15 protein-coding genes are annotated in these 17,085 nt (G+C 65.3%); 5 read left to right on the plus strand and 10 right to left on the minus strand.

Features of this window, described 5'->3' with window-relative positions; genetic code table 11:
• Positions 1–3: 3 nt before the first annotated feature.
• The 6 genes from DBR47_RS10860 to DBR47_RS10885 all read right to left on the minus strand — a co-directional run bounded on the left by DBR47_RS10860 (position 4) and on the right by DBR47_RS10885 (position 5,805).
• Positions 4–972 (minus strand): peptide ABC transporter ATP-binding protein, encoded by a 969-nt coding sequence (locus tag DBR47_RS10860; RefSeq protein WP_124449814.1) that lies wholly within the window; start codon positions 970–972, stop codon positions 4–6.
• A complete protein-coding gene (locus tag DBR47_RS10865) occupies positions 965–1,918 on the minus strand; it encodes an ABC transporter ATP-binding protein (protein WP_197046998.1) in 954 nt (317 codons plus the stop codon). Before DBR47_RS10865 ends, DBR47_RS10860 begins: the two co-directional genes overlap by 8 nt.
• A complete protein-coding gene (locus DBR47_RS10870; protein ID WP_124449816.1) occupies positions 1,918–2,826 on the minus strand; it encodes an ABC transporter permease subunit in 909 nt (302 codons plus the stop codon). Before DBR47_RS10870 ends, DBR47_RS10865 begins: the two co-directional genes overlap by 1 nt.
• 4 nt (positions 2,827–2,830) lie before the next feature.
• Positions 2,831–3,841 (minus strand): ABC transporter permease subunit, encoded by a 1,011-nt coding sequence (locus DBR47_RS10875; protein ID WP_124449818.1) that lies wholly within the window; start codon positions 3,839–3,841, stop codon positions 2,831–2,833.
• Positions 3,842–3,858: 17 nt separating this feature from the next.
• Positions 3,859–4,761: an N-acetylmuramoyl-L-alanine amidase gene (locus DBR47_RS10880; protein WP_124449820.1), complete on the minus strand. Its 903-nt coding sequence runs from the start codon at positions 4,759–4,761 to the stop codon at positions 3,859–3,861.
• Positions 4,762–5,217: 456 nt separating this feature from the next.
• A complete protein-coding gene (locus tag DBR47_RS10885) occupies positions 5,218–5,805 on the minus strand; it encodes a YigZ family protein (protein ID WP_124449821.1) in 588 nt (195 codons plus the stop codon).
• A gap of 55 nt (positions 5,806–5,860) precedes the next feature.
• Here DBR47_RS10885 and tgt point away from each other — a divergent pair, with 55 nt between their 5' ends.
• From tgt to DBR47_RS10900, 3 genes are all read left to right on the plus strand, one after another.
• A complete protein-coding gene (gene tgt, locus DBR47_RS10890) occupies positions 5,861–6,997 on the plus strand; it encodes a tRNA guanosine(34) transglycosylase Tgt (RefSeq protein ID WP_124449823.1) in 1,137 nt (378 codons plus the stop codon).
• A gap of 178 nt (positions 6,998–7,175) precedes the next feature.
• Entirely contained in the window at positions 7,176–9,275 is a 2,100-nt protein-coding gene (locus DBR47_RS10895; protein WP_124449825.1) for a hypothetical protein, read from the plus strand.
• A gap of 77 nt (positions 9,276–9,352) precedes the next feature.
• Positions 9,353–9,850: a hypothetical protein gene (locus DBR47_RS10900; RefSeq protein WP_124449827.1), complete on the plus strand. Its 498-nt coding sequence runs from the start codon at positions 9,353–9,355 to the stop codon at positions 9,848–9,850.
• 9 nt (positions 9,851–9,859) lie between these two features.
• Here DBR47_RS10900 and DBR47_RS10905 read toward each other — a convergent pair whose 3' ends face one another.
• From DBR47_RS10905 to DBR47_RS10920, 4 genes are read right to left on the minus strand one after another with little or no spacing between them, the layout of a single operon-like run.
• Entirely contained in the window at positions 9,860–11,761 is a 1,902-nt protein-coding gene (locus DBR47_RS10905; RefSeq protein WP_124449829.1) for an MFS transporter, read from the minus strand.
• The gene (locus DBR47_RS10910; protein WP_124449831.1) at positions 11,758–12,603 is read right to left on the minus strand and encodes a DUF2145 domain-containing protein; all 846 of its coding nucleotides are present in this window, start codon (positions 12,601–12,603) and stop codon (positions 11,758–11,760) included. Before DBR47_RS10910 ends, DBR47_RS10905 begins: the two co-directional genes overlap by 4 nt.
• The gene (locus DBR47_RS10915) at positions 12,600–13,043 is read right to left on the minus strand and encodes a hypothetical protein (RefSeq protein ID WP_148090419.1); all 444 of its coding nucleotides are present in this window, start codon (positions 13,041–13,043) and stop codon (positions 12,600–12,602) included. The genes DBR47_RS10910 and DBR47_RS10915 overlap by 4 nt, the downstream gene beginning before the upstream one ends.
• Positions 13,044–13,089: 46 nt before the next feature.
• A complete protein-coding gene (locus DBR47_RS10920; RefSeq protein ID WP_124449833.1) occupies positions 13,090–14,418 on the minus strand; it encodes an amidohydrolase family protein in 1,329 nt (442 codons plus the stop codon).
• Between the two features lie 106 nt (positions 14,419–14,524).
• Between DBR47_RS10920 and DBR47_RS10925 the strand changes: the two genes are divergently transcribed.
• Positions 14,525–15,274, plus strand: coding sequence for a helix-turn-helix transcriptional regulator (locus DBR47_RS10925; protein ID WP_124449834.1), 750 nt, complete (start codon positions 14,525–14,527; stop codon positions 15,272–15,274).
• Positions 15,275–15,496: 222 nt separating this feature from the next.
• Positions 15,497–16,840, plus strand: coding sequence for a reverse transcriptase family protein (locus DBR47_RS10930; RefSeq protein ID WP_124449836.1), 1,344 nt, complete (start codon positions 15,497–15,499; stop codon positions 16,838–16,840).
• The last annotated feature ends 245 nt before the right edge of the window (positions 16,841–17,085 follow it).

A 17,085-nucleotide genomic window follows, 5' to 3' on the forward strand; every position in this document is an offset into this window, starting at 1 on the left:
GGCTCAGACCACATGACAAGCCACCTGCCGCCCGTCCAGCTCGCGCAATAGCGGCGCCTCGACGCTGCAGCGCGCCTGGGCCAGTGGGCAGCGCTTGTGAAAAGCGCAGCCGCTGGGCGGGTTCAGCGGGCTGGGGAGCTCGCCGTGGATCTTGATGCGCTCGCGTCGGTCGGCCTGTCTCAAGGCCGGCGTGGCGCTCATCAAGGCGCGGGTGTAGGGGTGCAAGGGTCGCGCGAAAATTTCTGCCTTGGGGCCCATCTCCACCGCCCGGCCCAGATACATCACCATCAACTCGTCCGCCACATGCTCGACCACGCTGAGGTTGTGGGAGATGAAGACGTAGGCGCAGCCCAAGCTCTCCTGCAAGTCCATGAAGAGGTTGAGGATCTGGGCCTGGATGGAAACATCCAGGGCCGAGACCGGCTCGTCGGCGATGACGATGCCGGGCTTCAGAATCATGGCCCTGGCGATGGCGATGCGCTGGCGCTGGCCGCCGGAGAACATATGCGGATAACGCCGCAAGTGCTCGCTGCGCAAGCCGACCTGGGCCAGCAGCGCGTCGATGCGCTCCAGGCGCTCGGCCTTGCTCAAAGCCGTGTTGATCAGCAAGGGCTCGTCCAGCGTGGCCTGCACCGTCTTGCGCGGGTTGAGTGAGGCAAAAGGATTCTGGAACACCATCTGCACCTGCTGGCGCAGGGTCTTTAGTTTTGCCTTGTCGGCGACGGCCGCGTCTTCGCCGCCGAAGCGTAGCGAACCCGCAGTCGGTGGCTCGATCAAGGTCAGCTGGCGGGCCAGGGTGGACTTGCCGCAGCCCGACTCACCGACCACGGCCAGAGTCTGGCGTGGCCGCAGCGTGAAGCTGACCCCATCGAGCGCCTTGACGGTGGCCTTTGGCGCAAACAGTCCTTGGCTGACGCGGTAATGGCGGCTGAGCTTCTCGGCCTGCAACAAAGGAGGAGCGATCTCATGCATGCGCTGGCTCCTGGCTAGCAATGGGGAAGAAGCAGCGCACGCCGTCTAGCAAAACGGGTAACTCGTTCTTGCAGCGGGCTTGCACATAGGCACAGCGGGGTGCGAGCAGGCAGCCGCGCGGTCTGTCCAGGGCGCCGGGCACGATGCCGGGCAAGGCATGCAAGCGGGCGGCGCCGCGATTGTGTTCGGGGATGGCGGCCAGCAAGGCCTCGGTATAAGGGTGGCGCGGCGCCTCAAACAGCGCGGGCACGGGGCCGGTTTCCACCACCTGGCCGGCGTACATCACGGCCACGCGCTGGGCCATCTCGGCCACCACGGCCAGGTCGTGGGTGATCATGATCAGGCCCATGCCTTGCTCGCGCTGCAGGCGCAAGAGCAGGTCCATGATCTGGGCCTGGATCGTCACGTCCAGGGCGGTGGTGGGTTCGTCGGCGATCAAGAGCTTGGGCGAGCAGGCAATCGCCATGGCAATCATCACCCGCTGGTTCATGCCGCCGCTGAGCTGGTGGGGGTAGGCGTTCAGGCGGTTCTTGGCGTCGGGGATCTCCACCAGCTCCAGCAGCTCCAGCGCCCGCTGCGTGGCGGCCGCACCGCGCAGGCCCAGATGGACTTGCAGCACTTCCTTGATCTGGAAGCCCACGGTGTAGCTGGGGTTGAGGCTGGACAAGGCGTCTTGGAACACCATGGCCATGTCCTTGCCTATCAGCTGGCGGCGTTGCTTTGGGCTCAGGCGCAGCAGATCCTGACCCTGAAACTCCAGGCAATCGGCCGTGACCTGGCCGGGTGCATCGATAAGGCCCATCAAGGCCAACATGCTGACCGATTTGCCCGAGCCCGATTCGCCCACGATGCCAAGCAGTTCACCGGCATCCAATTGCAAGTCCAGGCCCTCGACGGCGGGGAAGGCGCCGAACTTGACGCTGAGGTTTTTGATCTTGAGCAGCATCAGAGCTTCTTCAACTTGGGATCCAGCGCATCGCGCAGGCCATCGCCCATCAGATTGATGGACAGCACCGTGATCAGAATCGTCAGGCCCGGCAGGGTCACCACCCAGGGCGCGCGCTGGATGTAGTCGCGCGCGGCCGAGAGCATGGTGCCCCATTCGGGCGTGGGCGCCTGCACGCCCAGGCCCAGAAAGCCCAGGCCCGCCGTCTCCAGAATCGCCGAGGAGAAGCTCAGCGAGGCATTCACGATCAGCGGGGCCATGCAGTTAGGCAGCACGGCCACAAACATCAGGCGCAGATTGCCCGCACCCGCCACGCGGCTGGCGGTGACGTAGTCCTTAGTGATCTCGGCCAGGGCGGCGGCGCGGGTCAGGCGGGTGTAGCCGGGCAGGGCGCCGATGGCAATCGCGATCACCGTGTTGATCAGGCCAGGGCCCAGTACCGTGATCACGCAGATGGCCAAGAGCAGGCCCGGCAAGGCCAGCATGATGTCCATCACCCGCATGATCAGCGGCGAGGCCAGTTTTTGATAAAAGGCCGCCAGCAGGCCCAGCAGCACGCCGGGCAGCAGGGACATCAGCACCGAGGCCAGGCCTATGCCTAGCGAGACGCGGCCACCGTGCAGCAGGCGGGAGAGGATGTCCCGGCCCAGCTCATCTGTGCCCAGCAAAAACTGCCGTGAGCCGCCCTCGGCCCAGACCGGGGGCTGCAGCATATGGCTGCGGAACTGCTCGATGGGGCTGTAGGGGGCGACCCAGGGCGCCAGCAGCGAGGCCAGGGCGATCAGGCTGAATACGATCAAGGCGGCCAGGGCGCCGCGATTGGCCGCGAAGCCGCGCCAGAACTCCTGCAGCGGCGTGGGGGGAGCGAGGGTCAGGTCTTGCTCGTTCGAATTGGCTGTGGCTTGCATGGCGTCAGTGTTGCGAGCGGATGCGTGGATTGACCACACCGTAGAGCAGGTCGACCACCAGATTGACCGCGATGAAAGTCAGGGCCGAAATCAGGATGCCGGCCTGCACCACGGGGTAGTCACGCCGGGCGATGGAGTCGATCAGCCATTTGCCGATGCCGGGCCAGGAGAAGATGGTCTCGGTCAGCACCGCCCCGGCCAGCAGGCTGCCGGTCTGCATGCCCACCACGGTCAGCACGGGGATCAGGGCATTGCGCAGGGCGTGGACGATGACGACCCGGCCAGCGCCCAAGCCCTTGGCGCGGGCGGTGCGGATGTAGTCCTCGCGCAGCACCTCCAGCATGGAGGAGCGCGTCATGCGCGCCACCACGGCCATGGTGCTGGTGCCCAGCACCAGAGCGGGCAGCAGCAGATGCAGGCAGGCGGACTTGAACGCGCCTTCCTCACCCGAGAGCCAGGAGTCGATCAGCAAAAAGCCGGTGACGCGCGTGATGTCGTACTCGATGCTGATGCGGCCCGACACCGGCGTCCAGGCCAGGCCGACCGAGAAATACATGATCAGGATCAGGCCCCACCAGAACACCGGCATGGAATAGCCCACCGTGGCCACGCCCATCACGCCCTGGTCCAGCAGGGAGCCGCGCTTGAGCCCGGCCAAGATGCCTAATGCCAAACCCAAACTGACGGCGAGCAGCAAGGCGGCCAGGGCCAGCTCCACCGTGGCGGGGAAGAGGGCGGCAAACTCCTTGGCCACCGGTTCGCGGCTCACCAGGCTCTGGCCCAGATCGCCTTGGGCGAGTTTGCTGATGTAGTCGAAATACTGGATATGCAGGGGCTGGTCCAGACCCAGGCGCTGCACCAGGGCTGCATGGGCCTCGGGGTCCAGGCGGCGCTCGCCCATCATCACCTCGATGGGGTCGCCCGGGATCAGGCGGATCAGGCCGAAGGACACCAGGGTGATGCCGATCAGGGTCGGGATCAGGGTGGCGAGCTTTTTGAGCAGAAAGGTGAACACAGCAGGGATATCAGGGATTAGCGCGAGCTGGTTTTGATGGGCTTGCCGTCCCGGCCGAGCTTGCCATCTGAGCTGATGGGCCAGGGCGAGGGCTTGAGCAGCATGCCGCCGGGGCTGGTGGCGACATCCAGCAGGGCGGCGGTCTCGGCGTCCATCTTGCCGCTGTAGTCGCTGGGGCGGTACTTCATTTGAAAGGTGGAGACGGTGTCCAGGGTGCGCTGATCGCTCTCGCCATTGCGAGGCACGCCGCTATAGCCGTAGCGGGCCAGCTTGTCCTGGAACCAGGCGGCATCGGGCGGCACGCTTTGGTAAAGCGGCAGGCGGGCCGCCACCTGGGCGGCGTCCGGCCAGGGGATCAGGCCGGCATCGGCCAGCTGCTTCCAGGGGAACATGGGGCCCGGGTCCTGCTTGCGACCGGGGGCGATGTCGGCGTGGCCGATGATGCGCTCGGGCTTGATGTTGTGGCGGGTCTGGATGTCGCGCACCAGATTGATCACCTCGTCGATCTGCTTTTGCGGGAAGGGCGCGTAGACGCGGCCATTCGGCGTGTCGGTGAAGCCGGGGTTGACGATCTCGATGCCGATGGAGGAGGAGTTGAGGCCCTGGTTATTGCCCCAGCTGCTCAGGCCCGCATGCCAGGCGCGGCGGTTCTCGTCCACGATGTAGTAGCTGACGGGCGGCTCGTCCCGCACCAGATAGTGGCTGCTGACCTGGCCGCCGGTGGTCAGCACGCGCAGCGACTTTTCAAAGTCCAGCACCGTGTAGTGCAGCACGATGAAGAGGGCGCGGCTGTCCTGGTTCAGCGAGGTGAAGCTCTTGTCGATCTTGGGTGCCGGGGGGCCGGGCGGGGTGCGGGGGGCACTGGCGCAGGCGCTCATCAAAAGTGCGCTGGCGGCGCAGATCAACAGATTTTTCTTCATACCCGGTCGAGATTGGCGTTGGCTGAGGCTGGCCATTGTTGCAGGCTCTCAGGGGCTCGGAGGTGCTGGCTCGCAACAAGGCTGCGGCCTGCGATTTTTTAGCAGCAGAGCCTAGGGGTCAGCGCCAGCGCGCGCCAATGTCAATGCCGGGGCGGGGTATAGCTTTTGAGCATGGCCGGGGCTGCACGTCTAAGCACCGGGCAAAAAGAAGGCCGACTCTTTCCCGGGGTCGGCCCAAAGATGACAGCGTGCTTTGCTTGTCCAGGCGGGCCCCGTTCTATTTGTCGCGATGCGCGACCACCGGCCACACATCAGGGCGGGCTCGCCTGAATTTCAGTTTAGGCCTAGCCCCGCTGTTTGCGCCGCCCGGCCGGCCGGCTCTGTCCCGCCTTGCGGGCTCAAAACTTTCACTTTGATTGAAATCACGGCAGTTCTGCACGGGCCTAGGGCCAAGCCTCAAGCCTTGAGCCAGGCAATCCGCCCCTGCCCTGATTCATTCAGCCGCGCCACCAAGCTGGCGGCGGCGGATTCGGGCAGGCTGAACATGGCCTCGACTTGGCTGCCGTGCTGCACCTCCAGCAGCTGCGCTCCGGCGGCTTCCAGCTCACGGCGTAGCAGGCCTTCGAAAGCGTAGGGCAGGGTGCAGCGCAGGCTTTGCAGGCGCAGCAAGGGCACTTTCTCGGCCTTCAGCAGGGCCTGGGCCACGGCATCGGTGTAGGCCCGCACCAGGCCGCCGGCGCCCAATTTTGTGCCGCCCCAGTAGCGCACCACGGTGGCCAGGGCGCCTTCCAGGTCCTGATGACGCATCACCTCCAGCATGGGGCGGCCGGCCGTGCCGCTGGGCTCGCCGTCGTCCACCGCCGCCGATTGCCCGCCGGCAAGCAGGGCCCAGCAGATATGCACCGCGCCCTCGTGCTCGGCCCACAGGGCGTCGACGCGCGCTTGGGCGGTGGCGCGGTCGGGGCAGGGTTCCACGCAGCCGATGAAGCGGCTTTTCTTGATGATCAATTCGCTGTGGACGGCGCGGGCGAGGCTGAAAGGCATGGCGCCATTGTCCCTTGACGGCGGTCTTGGGCGTCCCTGCGACAATAGCGCCACTATGCTGAAGTTCGACCTCCTCAAGACCGAGGGCCACGCGCGCCGTGGCCAGATGACGCTCAACCATGGGGTGGTGCAGACGCCCATCTTCATGCCGGTGGGCACTTATGGCACCGTCAAGGGTGTGATGCCGCGCTCGCTGGATGAAGCCGGCGCGCAAATCATCCTGGGCAATACCTTCCACCTCTGGCTGCGGCCGGGTCTGGACATCTTGCGTCAGTTCGGCGGCCTGCATAAGTTTGAGAGCTGGAACAAGCCCATCCTGACGGACAGCGGCGGCTTCCAGGTCTGGTCCCTGGGCGAGATGCGCAAGATCAGCGAGGAAGGCGTGCGCTTTGCCTCGCCGGTCAATGGCGACAAGCTGTTTTTGACGCCCGAGATCAGCATGCAGATCCAGACGGTCTTGAACAGCGACATCGTCATGCAGTTCGACGAATGCACGCCCTACGAGACCAAGGGCCAACTCACCACCGAGAAAGAGGCCCGCGCCTCCATGGAGATGAGCTTGCGCTGGGCCAAGCGTTGCAAGGACGAATTCGCTCGCCTGGAGAACCCGAACGCCTTGTTCGGCATCGTCCAGGGCGGCATGTTCGAGGGCTTGCGCGATCACTCCCTGGCCGGCCTGGCCGAGCTGGACCTGCCCGGCTATGCCATCGGCGGCCTGAGCGTGGGCGAGCCCAAGGAAGATATGCAGCGGGTGCTGGCCCATATCGGTCACCAACTGCCCGATAACAAGCCGCGTTATCTGATGGGCGTGGGCACGCCGGAGGATTTGATTGAAGGCGTGAGCCGTGGCATCGATATGTTCGACTGCGTCATGCCCACCCGCAATGCACGCAACGGCCATCTCTTCACCCGCTTTGGCGATCTGCGCCTGCGCAATGCCCGCTACAAGACCGATGAGCGCCCGGTGGACGAGACCTGCTCTTGCTACTGCTGCGGCAATTTCAGCCGCGCCTATCTGCACCATCTGGACCGCTGCGGCGAGATGTTAGGCCCCATGCTGGCCAGCATCCACAACATCCATTACTACCTGAACCTGATGCAGGAAGCGCGTGATGCGCTGGATCAGCCGGGCACGGGTGGCTTTGAAGCCTTCAAGCTTAAGTTCGCGGCGGATCGGGCGCGCGGGGTCTAGCCACCACGCTTGGAGGCAAGTATTCACACTTGCCTGCTCGCCCCGCCCTGTTTGTCATAACCCCCCATTTGTGGGGATACATCCGCGGGTTTTCCCCTTCCTACACTGCCGACCGAGTTGAAAGGGGTCAGGTCTTGCCTGGCCCCTTCTTTCTACACAGCAGAGGGAGAGAAAGCGGATGTTGGATGTTCGAAAAGTTGGCGGCGCCCTGAGCGTCGTGGCCATGGCGGCGCTCTTGAGCGCTTGCGGTGGAGGCAGCTCGCAGCCCGAGGTGGTGGCGGGGCCCGATGCCTTGACGGTGGAGTTGGGCAAGAGCGCGCACCTGTTGGGCAATGACAGCGTGGGCGGAGCAAGTGCTCAGGCCACGGCAGGCGGCAATGTTAGCTTCGCCCTGAAGGATGGCCAGCTGCCTGCCGGCATCAGCGTTGAAGCCGGCCAGCTCACCGTGGCGGCCAGTGCGGTGCCCGGCGTGCACAAGTTCTCTTACAAGATTTGCGAGAGCGGCAATGCCAGCAACTGCGCCAGCGCGGATGTGACCCTGACCGTGCCGCCGCCACCCATCGTGGCCACGGCCGATGCGCTGACACTTGGCGCGGGCGGCACCGCCGATGTCTTGCTCAACGACACGCTGGGCTCGGCCGCCGCTGCGGCCAGCACCGTCACCGCCAGCTTGAAGAGCGGCTTGCCCACGGGCGTTGAGTTCAATGAGGCCGGCTTGCTGACAGTGGGCACGGCCGCCATCCCTGGCGTTTATGAGCTGAGCTATGGCATCTGCCAGAAGATCGCGCCCAGCAACTGCGCCAGCAGCAGCATCAAGCTGACCGTGCAGGCCCAAGGCACTTTGAGCGGCAGCGCCATCGATGCGGCCACCGGTTTGGGTGTGCCCGGCATTACCGTGCGCGTGGCCGGCCTGAGCACCACCACCGATGCGGCCGGCAACTTCAGCCTGGCCGGTGTGAGTGTGCAGGACCGCGTGCCGGTGATCTTCGACGGGGCCACCCATGCCGAGACCGTGCGCATCGCCAGCGTCAAAGCCAATACCACCACCGATGTGCGTGCTCGTCTGCTGAAGGTGGGCGGCAGCTCGACGGTCGACATCACCTTGGGTGGCAGCGCCACCCTGAGTGCTTCACCGGCGGCCGTCTTTTTGCCCCCCAACGCGGTGCAGCGTGCCGATGGCAGCGTGCCCGTGGGCAATATGACGGTGGAGTTGACGGCGATCGACCCTGCCGTGGACTCTTCTGTGATGCCAGGTGACTTCACCACCTTGGTGGGCGATGTGCCGACGCCGATCGAGAGTTTTGGTGCCATCAACGTCCGCTTGAAGGACAGCGAAGGCAAGGACCTGAATTTGCGCGCGGGTCAAACGGCCACCATCCGCATTCCGGTGGCGACGCGCAGCCCGGTGGTTCAGCCGCAAATCCCCTTGTTCTTCTTCAACACCACGACGGGACGCTGGGTGCAAGAAGGCACGGCCAATCTGTCCTCGGATCGCCGCTATTACGAGGGCACGGTCACGCACTTCACGATCTGGAATGCGGATCAGGTCTACGACACGGTTCGCGTGCTGGGCTGCGTGGTGGACGCCTTGGGCGCGCGCGTGCCAGGGGCGCTGGTGCAAAGCGATGGTGTGGACTACTCCGGCTTCAGCAGCGCCGTGTCGGATGCCAATGGCAAGTTCAGTCTGCCGATTCGCAAGGGCTCGATGGCGACCGTGGTCGGCCTGGCCGGCGGCAAGCTGACCAACACCTTGCGCTATGGACCTTTGTCGAGCGACTACGAGCCGGCTGAATGCCTCAGCCTGGGCCAGACCGGTGCCGGCGTGACCATGAAGCTGACCTGGGGCGCACGGCCCTGGGACCTGGATTCGCATTTGTACACACCGAGCGGTGAAGAGGTCTACTTTGGCAACAAAGGTCAGCTCACCCGCGCGCCCTTTGCCAATCTCGATGTGGACGACACCAGCAGCTACGGCCCCGAGGTGGTGACCATCACCAAGCTGATGGTGGGCACCTACAAGTACTGGGTGCACAACTACTCGGGCAGCTACAGCGGCAGTTTTGCAAGCTCGAATGCACGCGTGGAGCTGAACATTCCCGGCCGCGCCGCCGAACTGTTCGTGCCGCCCACAAGCGGTGAGACCTCCAGCACGGACTGGTGGCAGCTGTTTGAGTTTGATGTCAGTGCCAACTGCACGGTGACCCTGCGCCGCCAGGGCAGCTTTGCCCTCACCGACCCGAGGCTGAGCAGCAGCACCCCGCAGTACTGCACGCCTTAAGCAGGGAATTGATTGACGCTAGGCCGGCATGTCCTTTGGCATGCCGGCCTTTTCATTTCCTGCCGCATGATGGCGCCATGCTGAAGTTGTTGATCGCGCCCTTGCGCTGGCTTGTGCGCCTCTTGCTGGCGCTGCTGATTCTGTTTGAAGAATGGGGCTGGCAGCCGCTGGCCAGGGCCCTGGCCCGTTTGGGGCGACTGCCGCTGTTCCGGCAGCTGGAGGGCTGGATTCGGGCCTTGCCGCCGTATGCGGCCTTGGGGCTGCTGATCCTGCCCAGTTTGTTGATCTTGCCCGTCAAGCTGGTGGCTGTGTGGCTGATCACCCAGGGGCGGGGCTTGCTCGGTCTGGGTCTGATCATTGCGGCTAAGCTGGTGGGCACGGCCGTGTTGGCCCGCTTGTTCCAGCTGATTCAACCGGCCTTGATGGAGCTGGCCTGGTTCGCGCGCTTGTATGCGCGCTGGACGGTGTGGAAGACCGAGCTCTCGCTGTGGCTGCGGCGCCAGCCTTTTTGGCGGCTGGCGCGAGCCTTGAAGCTGCAGCTGCGGCGCAGCTGGCGCCATCTGCGCTGGCGCTGAAATTGTGGCTTAGGCGGCTTGCTGCTGCAGGCTCAGAATCTCGCCACGCAAGCGCTCCAACGTGACCTCACCCGCCGCCAGCGGCGCACCTGCCACCAGGCCAACCCGGCTGAACAGGCCGCGCCGGAAGGGCTTGCTCATCGCCTCGCCGCGTTCGATGCGCGAGAAAAAAGAACCCCACAGATTTTGCAAAGCCAGGGGCACGACGGGCAGCTCGGGCGAACCTTCCAATAGCTTCATCACCCCGCCCTTGAAGGGCTGCAACTCGCCGTCGCGGGTGATGCCACCCTCGGGGAAGATGCAGACCAGATCGCCCTCGGCCAGCACCTGGCGGGCCTGCGCGAAGGCTCGCTCGTAGGTGGCCGGGTCGTCTTTTTGCGAGGCGATGGGGATGGCCTTGGCCAGGCGGAACAGCCATCCCAAGACCGGCATGGCGAAGATGCGGTGGTCCATCAAGAAGCAGATGGGCCGCGGGCTCGCTGCCATCAAGAGCACGGCGTCGACAAAGGACACATGGTTGCAGACCAGCACCGCCGCGCCCTGGGTGGGGATGTGCTCATCACCCTTGAGCTTGAAGCGATAAATCAGGCGCGAGGCCATGAAGGCGATGAAGCGCAAGAGGTACTCAGGCATCAGCAAGACGATGTAGAGCGCCATGGCCGCATTGGCAAGGCCGGCGGCCAGAAAGACCTCGGGCACCGTGAAGCCCGCGCCCAGCATGATGCCGGCCAACAAGGAGCTGGCCACCATAAAGATGGCGTTGAGAATATTGTTGGCCGCGATGATGCGGGCGCGGTGCGAGGGCTGCGAGCGCAGCTGGATCAGCGCGTACATGGGCACGCTGTAAAGCCCGGTGAACAGAGCCAGCAGGCCCAGATCGATCAGCACCCGCCAATGCTTGGCATGGGCCAGGAACTCGGGCACGGTCTGCAGGCTGCTTGGCGGCAGGCCGCGTGAGGCAAAGTAGAGGTCCACCGCAAACAGCGTCATGCCGATGGCGCCCATGGGCACCAGGCCGATCTCCACATGGCGGCGCGAGAGCAGTTCGCACATCAAGGCGCCCACGCCCACGCCAACTGAGAACACCACCAGCAGCATGGACGCGACATGCTCGTTGCCGTGCAGGACCTCTTTGGCGAAGGTGGGGAAGTTGGCCAGAAACACCACGCCGAAGAACCACATCCAGGAGATGCCCAGCAGGGAGCGGAACACCACCACGTTCTCACGCGCCAGCTTGAGATTGCGCCAGGTCTCGGTGAAGGGGTTCCAGTTGATCTGCAGCTGCGGATCGGTGGCCGGGCTATGGGGCACAAACTGGGCCGTGATGCGGCCGACCACAGCGACGGCCAAGCAGGCCAGGCCGGTGTAGAAGGCGCCTACCTCGGGCAGCGCGATCAACAGCCCGCCGATCAAATTGCCCAGGATGATGGCCACAAAAGTGCCCATCTCCACCATGCCATTGCCGCCGGTGATTTCCTTTTCGTTTAGCTGCTGGGGCAGGTAGGCGAACTTGACCGGGCCGAACAAGGTGGAGTGCATGCCCATCATGAACACGCAAGCCAACAGCACCGGCACCTGGGCATGCCAAAAGCCCCACAAGGCCACCAACATGATGACGATCTCGAAGCTCTTGACGAAGCGCATCAGGCGCGACTTTTCATACTTGTCCGCCAGCTGCCCGCTGGTGGCCGAGAACAGCACAAAGGGCAGGATGAACAAGGCCGCAATCACCAGGCCGGCCTCGGCTGGCGGCAACCAGCTTAGTTGCAGCTGGTAAGTCACCATCACGGTCAGTGCGAACTTGGAGATATTGTCATTGGCCGCACCCAGGAACTGGGTCCAGAAGAAGGGCGCAAAGCGGCGCTGCTTGAGCAGGCCGAATTGGCTGGTGTGGCTGTCGTGGGTGTTCACCGAGGGTCGCTTTCTGCAGTGGTGGGAATCAGGACGGCATTCTGTCCGAGTCCGGCGCGGGGCAGCCAGTCAAAAATGCCGTCCACGGTCACCGTCGCAATCTGCCCCGCCAAACGCGAGCCCAGAGGGTGATCGTCAAACGCGATATTGGCCCGGCTGATGCGGGCGCCCAGGCGCGTCAGCGTGGGGATGTGCAAGACCGTGGGCTGCAAACCCTGGGCTTGCAGCCAGGCCAGGGCCTGGGCGCGGTCCAGGGGCTGTTGTGCGGCCGGCGCCGCGACGCTGGCCAAAACTTCGGTCGCCCATTGATTGCTCTGCTGATAGTGCAGGCCCCAGGCATAGGCCACCATGTTGTAGCGGGTCTGCTGCAGGCGTGTGACAGCCCTGTTGTCTTGCAGCAGGGGCAATAGGGCAGCCTGCAAATCCTCGCGCAGCGGGGCGAAGGCGGCGCGGTATTGATAGGGCCGATCCAGAAAAAACTCCCCCAGGCCTTGGCGAAACAGGCCGCCTTGATCGGAGCCGCAAGCGTTGAGCTTGTGTACGACCCGCCAGACGCCGATGCCTGCGGGCGACTCGGCCGCTGGAGTCTCCAGATACGCAAAGCCCAGATGCGACCAGTGCAGGCCGTACTTGCCCAGGTCTTGCCCGGCTCGTGCCAGCAGCACGACTTTGGCAGCGCTGGCATCCAGCGCTTTGGCGGTCTGAAGTGCTAGCTGCAGGCCTTGTTCCACCTCGGGCGGTGTCAGCGGCGCTTCCTCGCAGCTTTGACCCGCCCAGGCGCCAAGGGCTACGCACAGCGTCAGGGCCAGCATTAGCAGGCTGCGGATCAGCCAGGTTTTCATAAGGCCTCGTGATGCATCAAGGCGCGGCCAAATTCATTGGGTACAAAGGCCAGCACCTGGCCCGAGTGGGTCAGCAAAAAGCCTGAGGCGGTGCTCAGCACCGTGATGCTGCTGCCTACCGCCAGGGCCGAGGCCCCCAGCGCCTGTTTGCCGAAGCGCAGGCTGGCGCGGGCGCCATCGCTGGCCCGCTCCAGCACCCAGACCGTGCCCTCGGCGCTGCTCTCCACGGCCACCACCAAGAGCTTGGCCGTGCTGGACAGAAGCAAGGCCGGCGCCGCCATGGACAAGGCCACGGGCAGGGCCGAGGCCTCGCTGAGCCGGGTGGAGGCTTGCGGCGTGCCGCCGGCTGCTGTTGTTGCTGCAGCTTCGCTGCTCAAGGGCAGGGCGCCCATCAAGCTGAGGCTCAGGGCCAGGCGGTGGAAGCTGGTGTAGCTGCTCATGGGCTGCTCCAGAAGGGCTGATCAAGCGATGCTAGGTGGGCGGGACTCATGCCGGGGTTTGCTGCGCCGAGTGGCGTGTAGCGCTCCCTGAAGGGGCAAGACTTGCGACCTTGGGCTTCTTTTCGAAGTGCTGCCGGGTAGCAAACACCTCGGACCGCAAGACCTGACCCCGCCAGCTCACCAGGCGTTTGAGGTGGAAGTCGAACAGCAAGGGGTTGTGCTCGCGAAGGGCTTCCAGCACCCGCATATGGGCCGCGTCCAGCAGGCCGGCCCTGACCAGGCCCTTCAGCCGATACAGCGGCCCCACGCCGGGCAGGGGGTAGTCGGAGCCATGCAGCAGGCGCGCATGCCAGTCCTGGCGGCTCAGCACTTGTTGCCAGACCTCGGGGCGGCGGTTGAACTGGAACAGAGCAGACACATCACCCAGTAGCAGCTCGCGGTGCGCAGGCTCGTCCATCAGACGGGTAAAGAGATCAAAGGCCGGCACTAGGCGCGGGCGCTTCATGTCCAAGTCCAGTGCCTCACCCAGGGAGGCGCAATGGGCCATGATTACCCTAACGCCAGCCGCCAACGGAGCGCGGGCCAGCAAGGGGTTGCCCAAGTCATCGCGCCCGGCGCCGGGCACGGCTTTTTCTTCACCGCAGTGGATGATCAAGGGCAGTTTGGCCTCAGCGAGGCGGGCGTAGAAGGGCCGCAGATGCGGGGCGCGCAGATCGATATTCATCGCGCTGGGCAGCCATTTGAGGGCCAGGGCGCCGCCAGCAATCGCCGCATCCAAGCGCGCCAGCGCGTCCTCCCGGTAGGGGTGGATGGAGGCCACCCACGCAAAGCGATGGCTGTGCAGGCGGCTGGTCTCGGCGGCATAGGCATCGGGCACATGGAAGGTGGTCCACTCCGGGCGTGCCTGGCCTTGGGCATCGCGGGCCTCGTCAAATGCGTAGAGCAGCCAGCGTGCGCCGATGGGGAAGTCTTGGCTCAGCTGCAAGAGGCGCTGCACATAGGCGATGTCCACGCTGGGGGCGCTGGCGGGCACGCAAGCGCCCTTCAGAATCACCTGGCGCCGCAGGCTCTCCACCGGATGCCACCACTGCGTCATCTGGGCGTTGATGCGGCAACCCGTGCCCGCGTCGCCGGTGCCCAGCAAATGGGTGTGCACGTCCCAAAGATCGGCGGGGGTCAGGTCTTGCCAGTTGCGGGCCAGCATCGGGTGCTCATGCAGGGCGGCAGGCAGCTGGCCGCGGCAGGGGTTGATCAGGCTGCCGGCTTGGGCCTCTTGCGTCGCTTGCGGCAGCAAGCCGCTGAACAGGCCCGCCGCGATGGCGCCGCCGCAGCATTGCAGATGTTGTCTTCGGGTTTGGAGCTGTGGGTGTCGCATGCCTGCACTGTGGCGAGGCGCGGCGGCGCTGTCCGTGGATTTCTGGGCCGGTGGCGGCTGGCGCTGCTGCGGGTAGCATGCGGCGCTACCTCAATCCTGCGCAGCCATGTCCAGTACCCAATCCCTGATCGCTCTCATCAAGGCAGAGATGAAGACCGCCGGCCTCAGCTATGCGGCCTTGGCCGAGGCGCTGGGGCTGTCGGAGTCCAGCGTCAAGCGCATGTTTGCGGCCGGTGGCGAGATGCCACTCTCGCGGGTGGATGAGATCTGCCGCGTGCTGAACACCGACTTCGCCGAACTCTCGCAAAAGCTGCTGGCCCAGGCTCCGCTGCGTCGCGAGCTAAGCCTGGCGCAGGAGCGTGCCGTGGTGGCCGACCCCAAGCTGCTCTTGATGGCGATTTGCTGCTTGAGCCAATGGAGTGCCGAGCAGATCCTCGCCAGCTACCGCCTCAGCGAGGCCGAGGTGACGCGCTACTTGGCGCAGCTCGACAGCCTTGGCATCCTGGAGCTGCGGCCGCTGAACCGCTACAAGCTGCAGGTGGCCAAAACCTTTCGCTGGCGCCCGCATGGGCCGGTGATGAACTTCTTCCGCGATGCGGTGATGGCCGACTACTTCTCCGGCGGTTTCGATGGCGATGGCGAGCTGCTGACCCTGGTCCACGGCCAGCTCTCACCCCAGGCCGCACGCGAGCTGACGGCCCGCCTGCAGCGCGTGGCCGAGGACTTTGCCCGCCAGCATTCCCTGGACCAGAAATTGGCCGAGCATGAGAAGCGGCCCTATTCCATGGTGCTGGGCATGCGCTCTTGGTTGTTTGAGCACTTCAAGCATCTGCAGCGCGCGGCGAAAAAGACCTGAAATCTGCGGGCTATCATGGCCGCGCGGCCCATTGCCCAAGTTCTCCGTGAAGTGCATGCACGGCTGTGTTTGCGCCTCACACCCAGGGGCACCCCCTGGGTCATGTTTTTGTTGAAGTCAATCGGGGCCTGATCGGCGTGGCGCTGTGCGCCAGTCGGATCAGGCAGGACCCGCAGGTTGGGCAGCTGGGCCGCACCTTTTATTAACTCCCAAGCTCGGCCCATGGCCCGACTCTCACGCTTGACGGCGCTGGCCCTGGCCCGCGCCCTGCTGGCCGGCCCGCATCAGGCCCAGGGTCTGGCCGCGCGCATGACCAATTGCTTGGGCCTGGGCCTGGAGCCAAGGCCATGGCTTGAGACCCTGGCCCTGCGCTTGGCCCGCATGCCCGGCGAGCGCTGGGCGCGGCTGGAGCCTCGTAGTCTGGCCACGCTGATCGAGAAAGAGCAGGCCTTTCGGGATGCTTGCGCCTCCGCGGCGCCACCCCGGCCGCAGCGCTATCTGCTGCGGCCGCGCGAGCACAAAGCGGGCGCGCCCCTGGGCCTGGAGGCCTGTGACTTGCCCGATCTGCCCCATGTCGGCGCGCTGGCCGATTGGCTAGGCCTGCCCCTGGGTGGCTTGTGGCGCCTGAGTAAACCGCGCGATTGGCAGCGCCGCGAGCCGCTCTCGGCCCAGCACTATCGCTTCCAGCTGATGGCCAAACGCAGCGGCGGCTGGCGCTTGCTGGAGGTGCCCGAGCCGCATCTGATGGGCGTGCAGCGCAAGATTCTGCGTGGGCTCTTGCAGCAGCTGCCCTTGCACGAGGCCGCGATGGCTTATGCGCCCGGCCGTGGCGTGCGCGAGCATGCGGCCCTGCATGCAGGGCAGGCCGTGCTCTTGCGCTACGACCTGTGCGACTTCTTCGCGGCCGTGCAAGCCGCCCGCTTGCGGGCCTTGTTCCTCACCTTGGGCTATCCGCATGAAGTGGCAGTTAGCCTCGCGGCGCTGTGCAGCGTGGCCACGCCCGAGCCGGTGCTGCGCCGCATGCACGAGGCCGGCCAGCTGACTTGGACCCAGCTGCAAAAGCTGCGCGGCGCCCATCTGCCCCAAGGCGCGCCCAGCTCGGCCACCCTGGCCAATCTCTGTGCCTTTCGCCTGGACCTGCGCCTGGATGGCCTGGCCCAGGCCCTGGGCGCGCGCTACAGCCGCTATGCCGATGACCTGGTGTTCTCGGGCCCGCAGCATCTGCGGCAGGCGCAGGCGCGCATCTCGGCCTGGGTGGGGCGCATCGCTCTGGAGGAAGGTTTTGCCCTCAATCACCGCAAGAGCCGCTGCCTGAGTGCCGGCGGCCGGCAGATGGTGTGCGGTGTGGTCGTCAATGCCCTGCCCAATCTGCCGCGCGCCGAGTTCGACCGCCTCAAGGCCTTGCTGCATCAATGCGTGCTGCATGGCCCGGCCAGCCAGAACCGCCAGCAACACGCCGACTGGCCGGCCCATCTCCGCGGCCGCGTGGCCTGGGCCGCACAACTCAACCCCGCCAAGGCCCAGCGCCTGCAAGCCCTGCTTGCGCGGGTGGACTGGACGCGCTGAGCGCTTGAACCTGCCCGCCTCGGTGTAGGGCCTAGCGAAGCTCTGCGCGAATTCACTGCGCCCCTGCGCGGCAGGCCCGCGCCGGCTCTGTGGCCGCCGCGACCCTCCCCAGCCCCGCTATTTCCTGGGCCCAAGGACCGCCCGAGTCCGCCTCTGCCCGCAATCCGGGTAAACATAGGTGTGAAAGTAAATTGTTTACTTAACAATCTTGTTGTCGGCCTTGCTGTGCTTGCCAAGGCTTCTCG

Origin of the sequence: Paucibacter sp. KBW04, from assembly GCF_003852425.1 — a bacterium.
Taxonomy (GTDB): domain Bacteria; phylum Pseudomonadota; class Gammaproteobacteria; order Burkholderiales; family Burkholderiaceae_C; genus Paucibacter_A.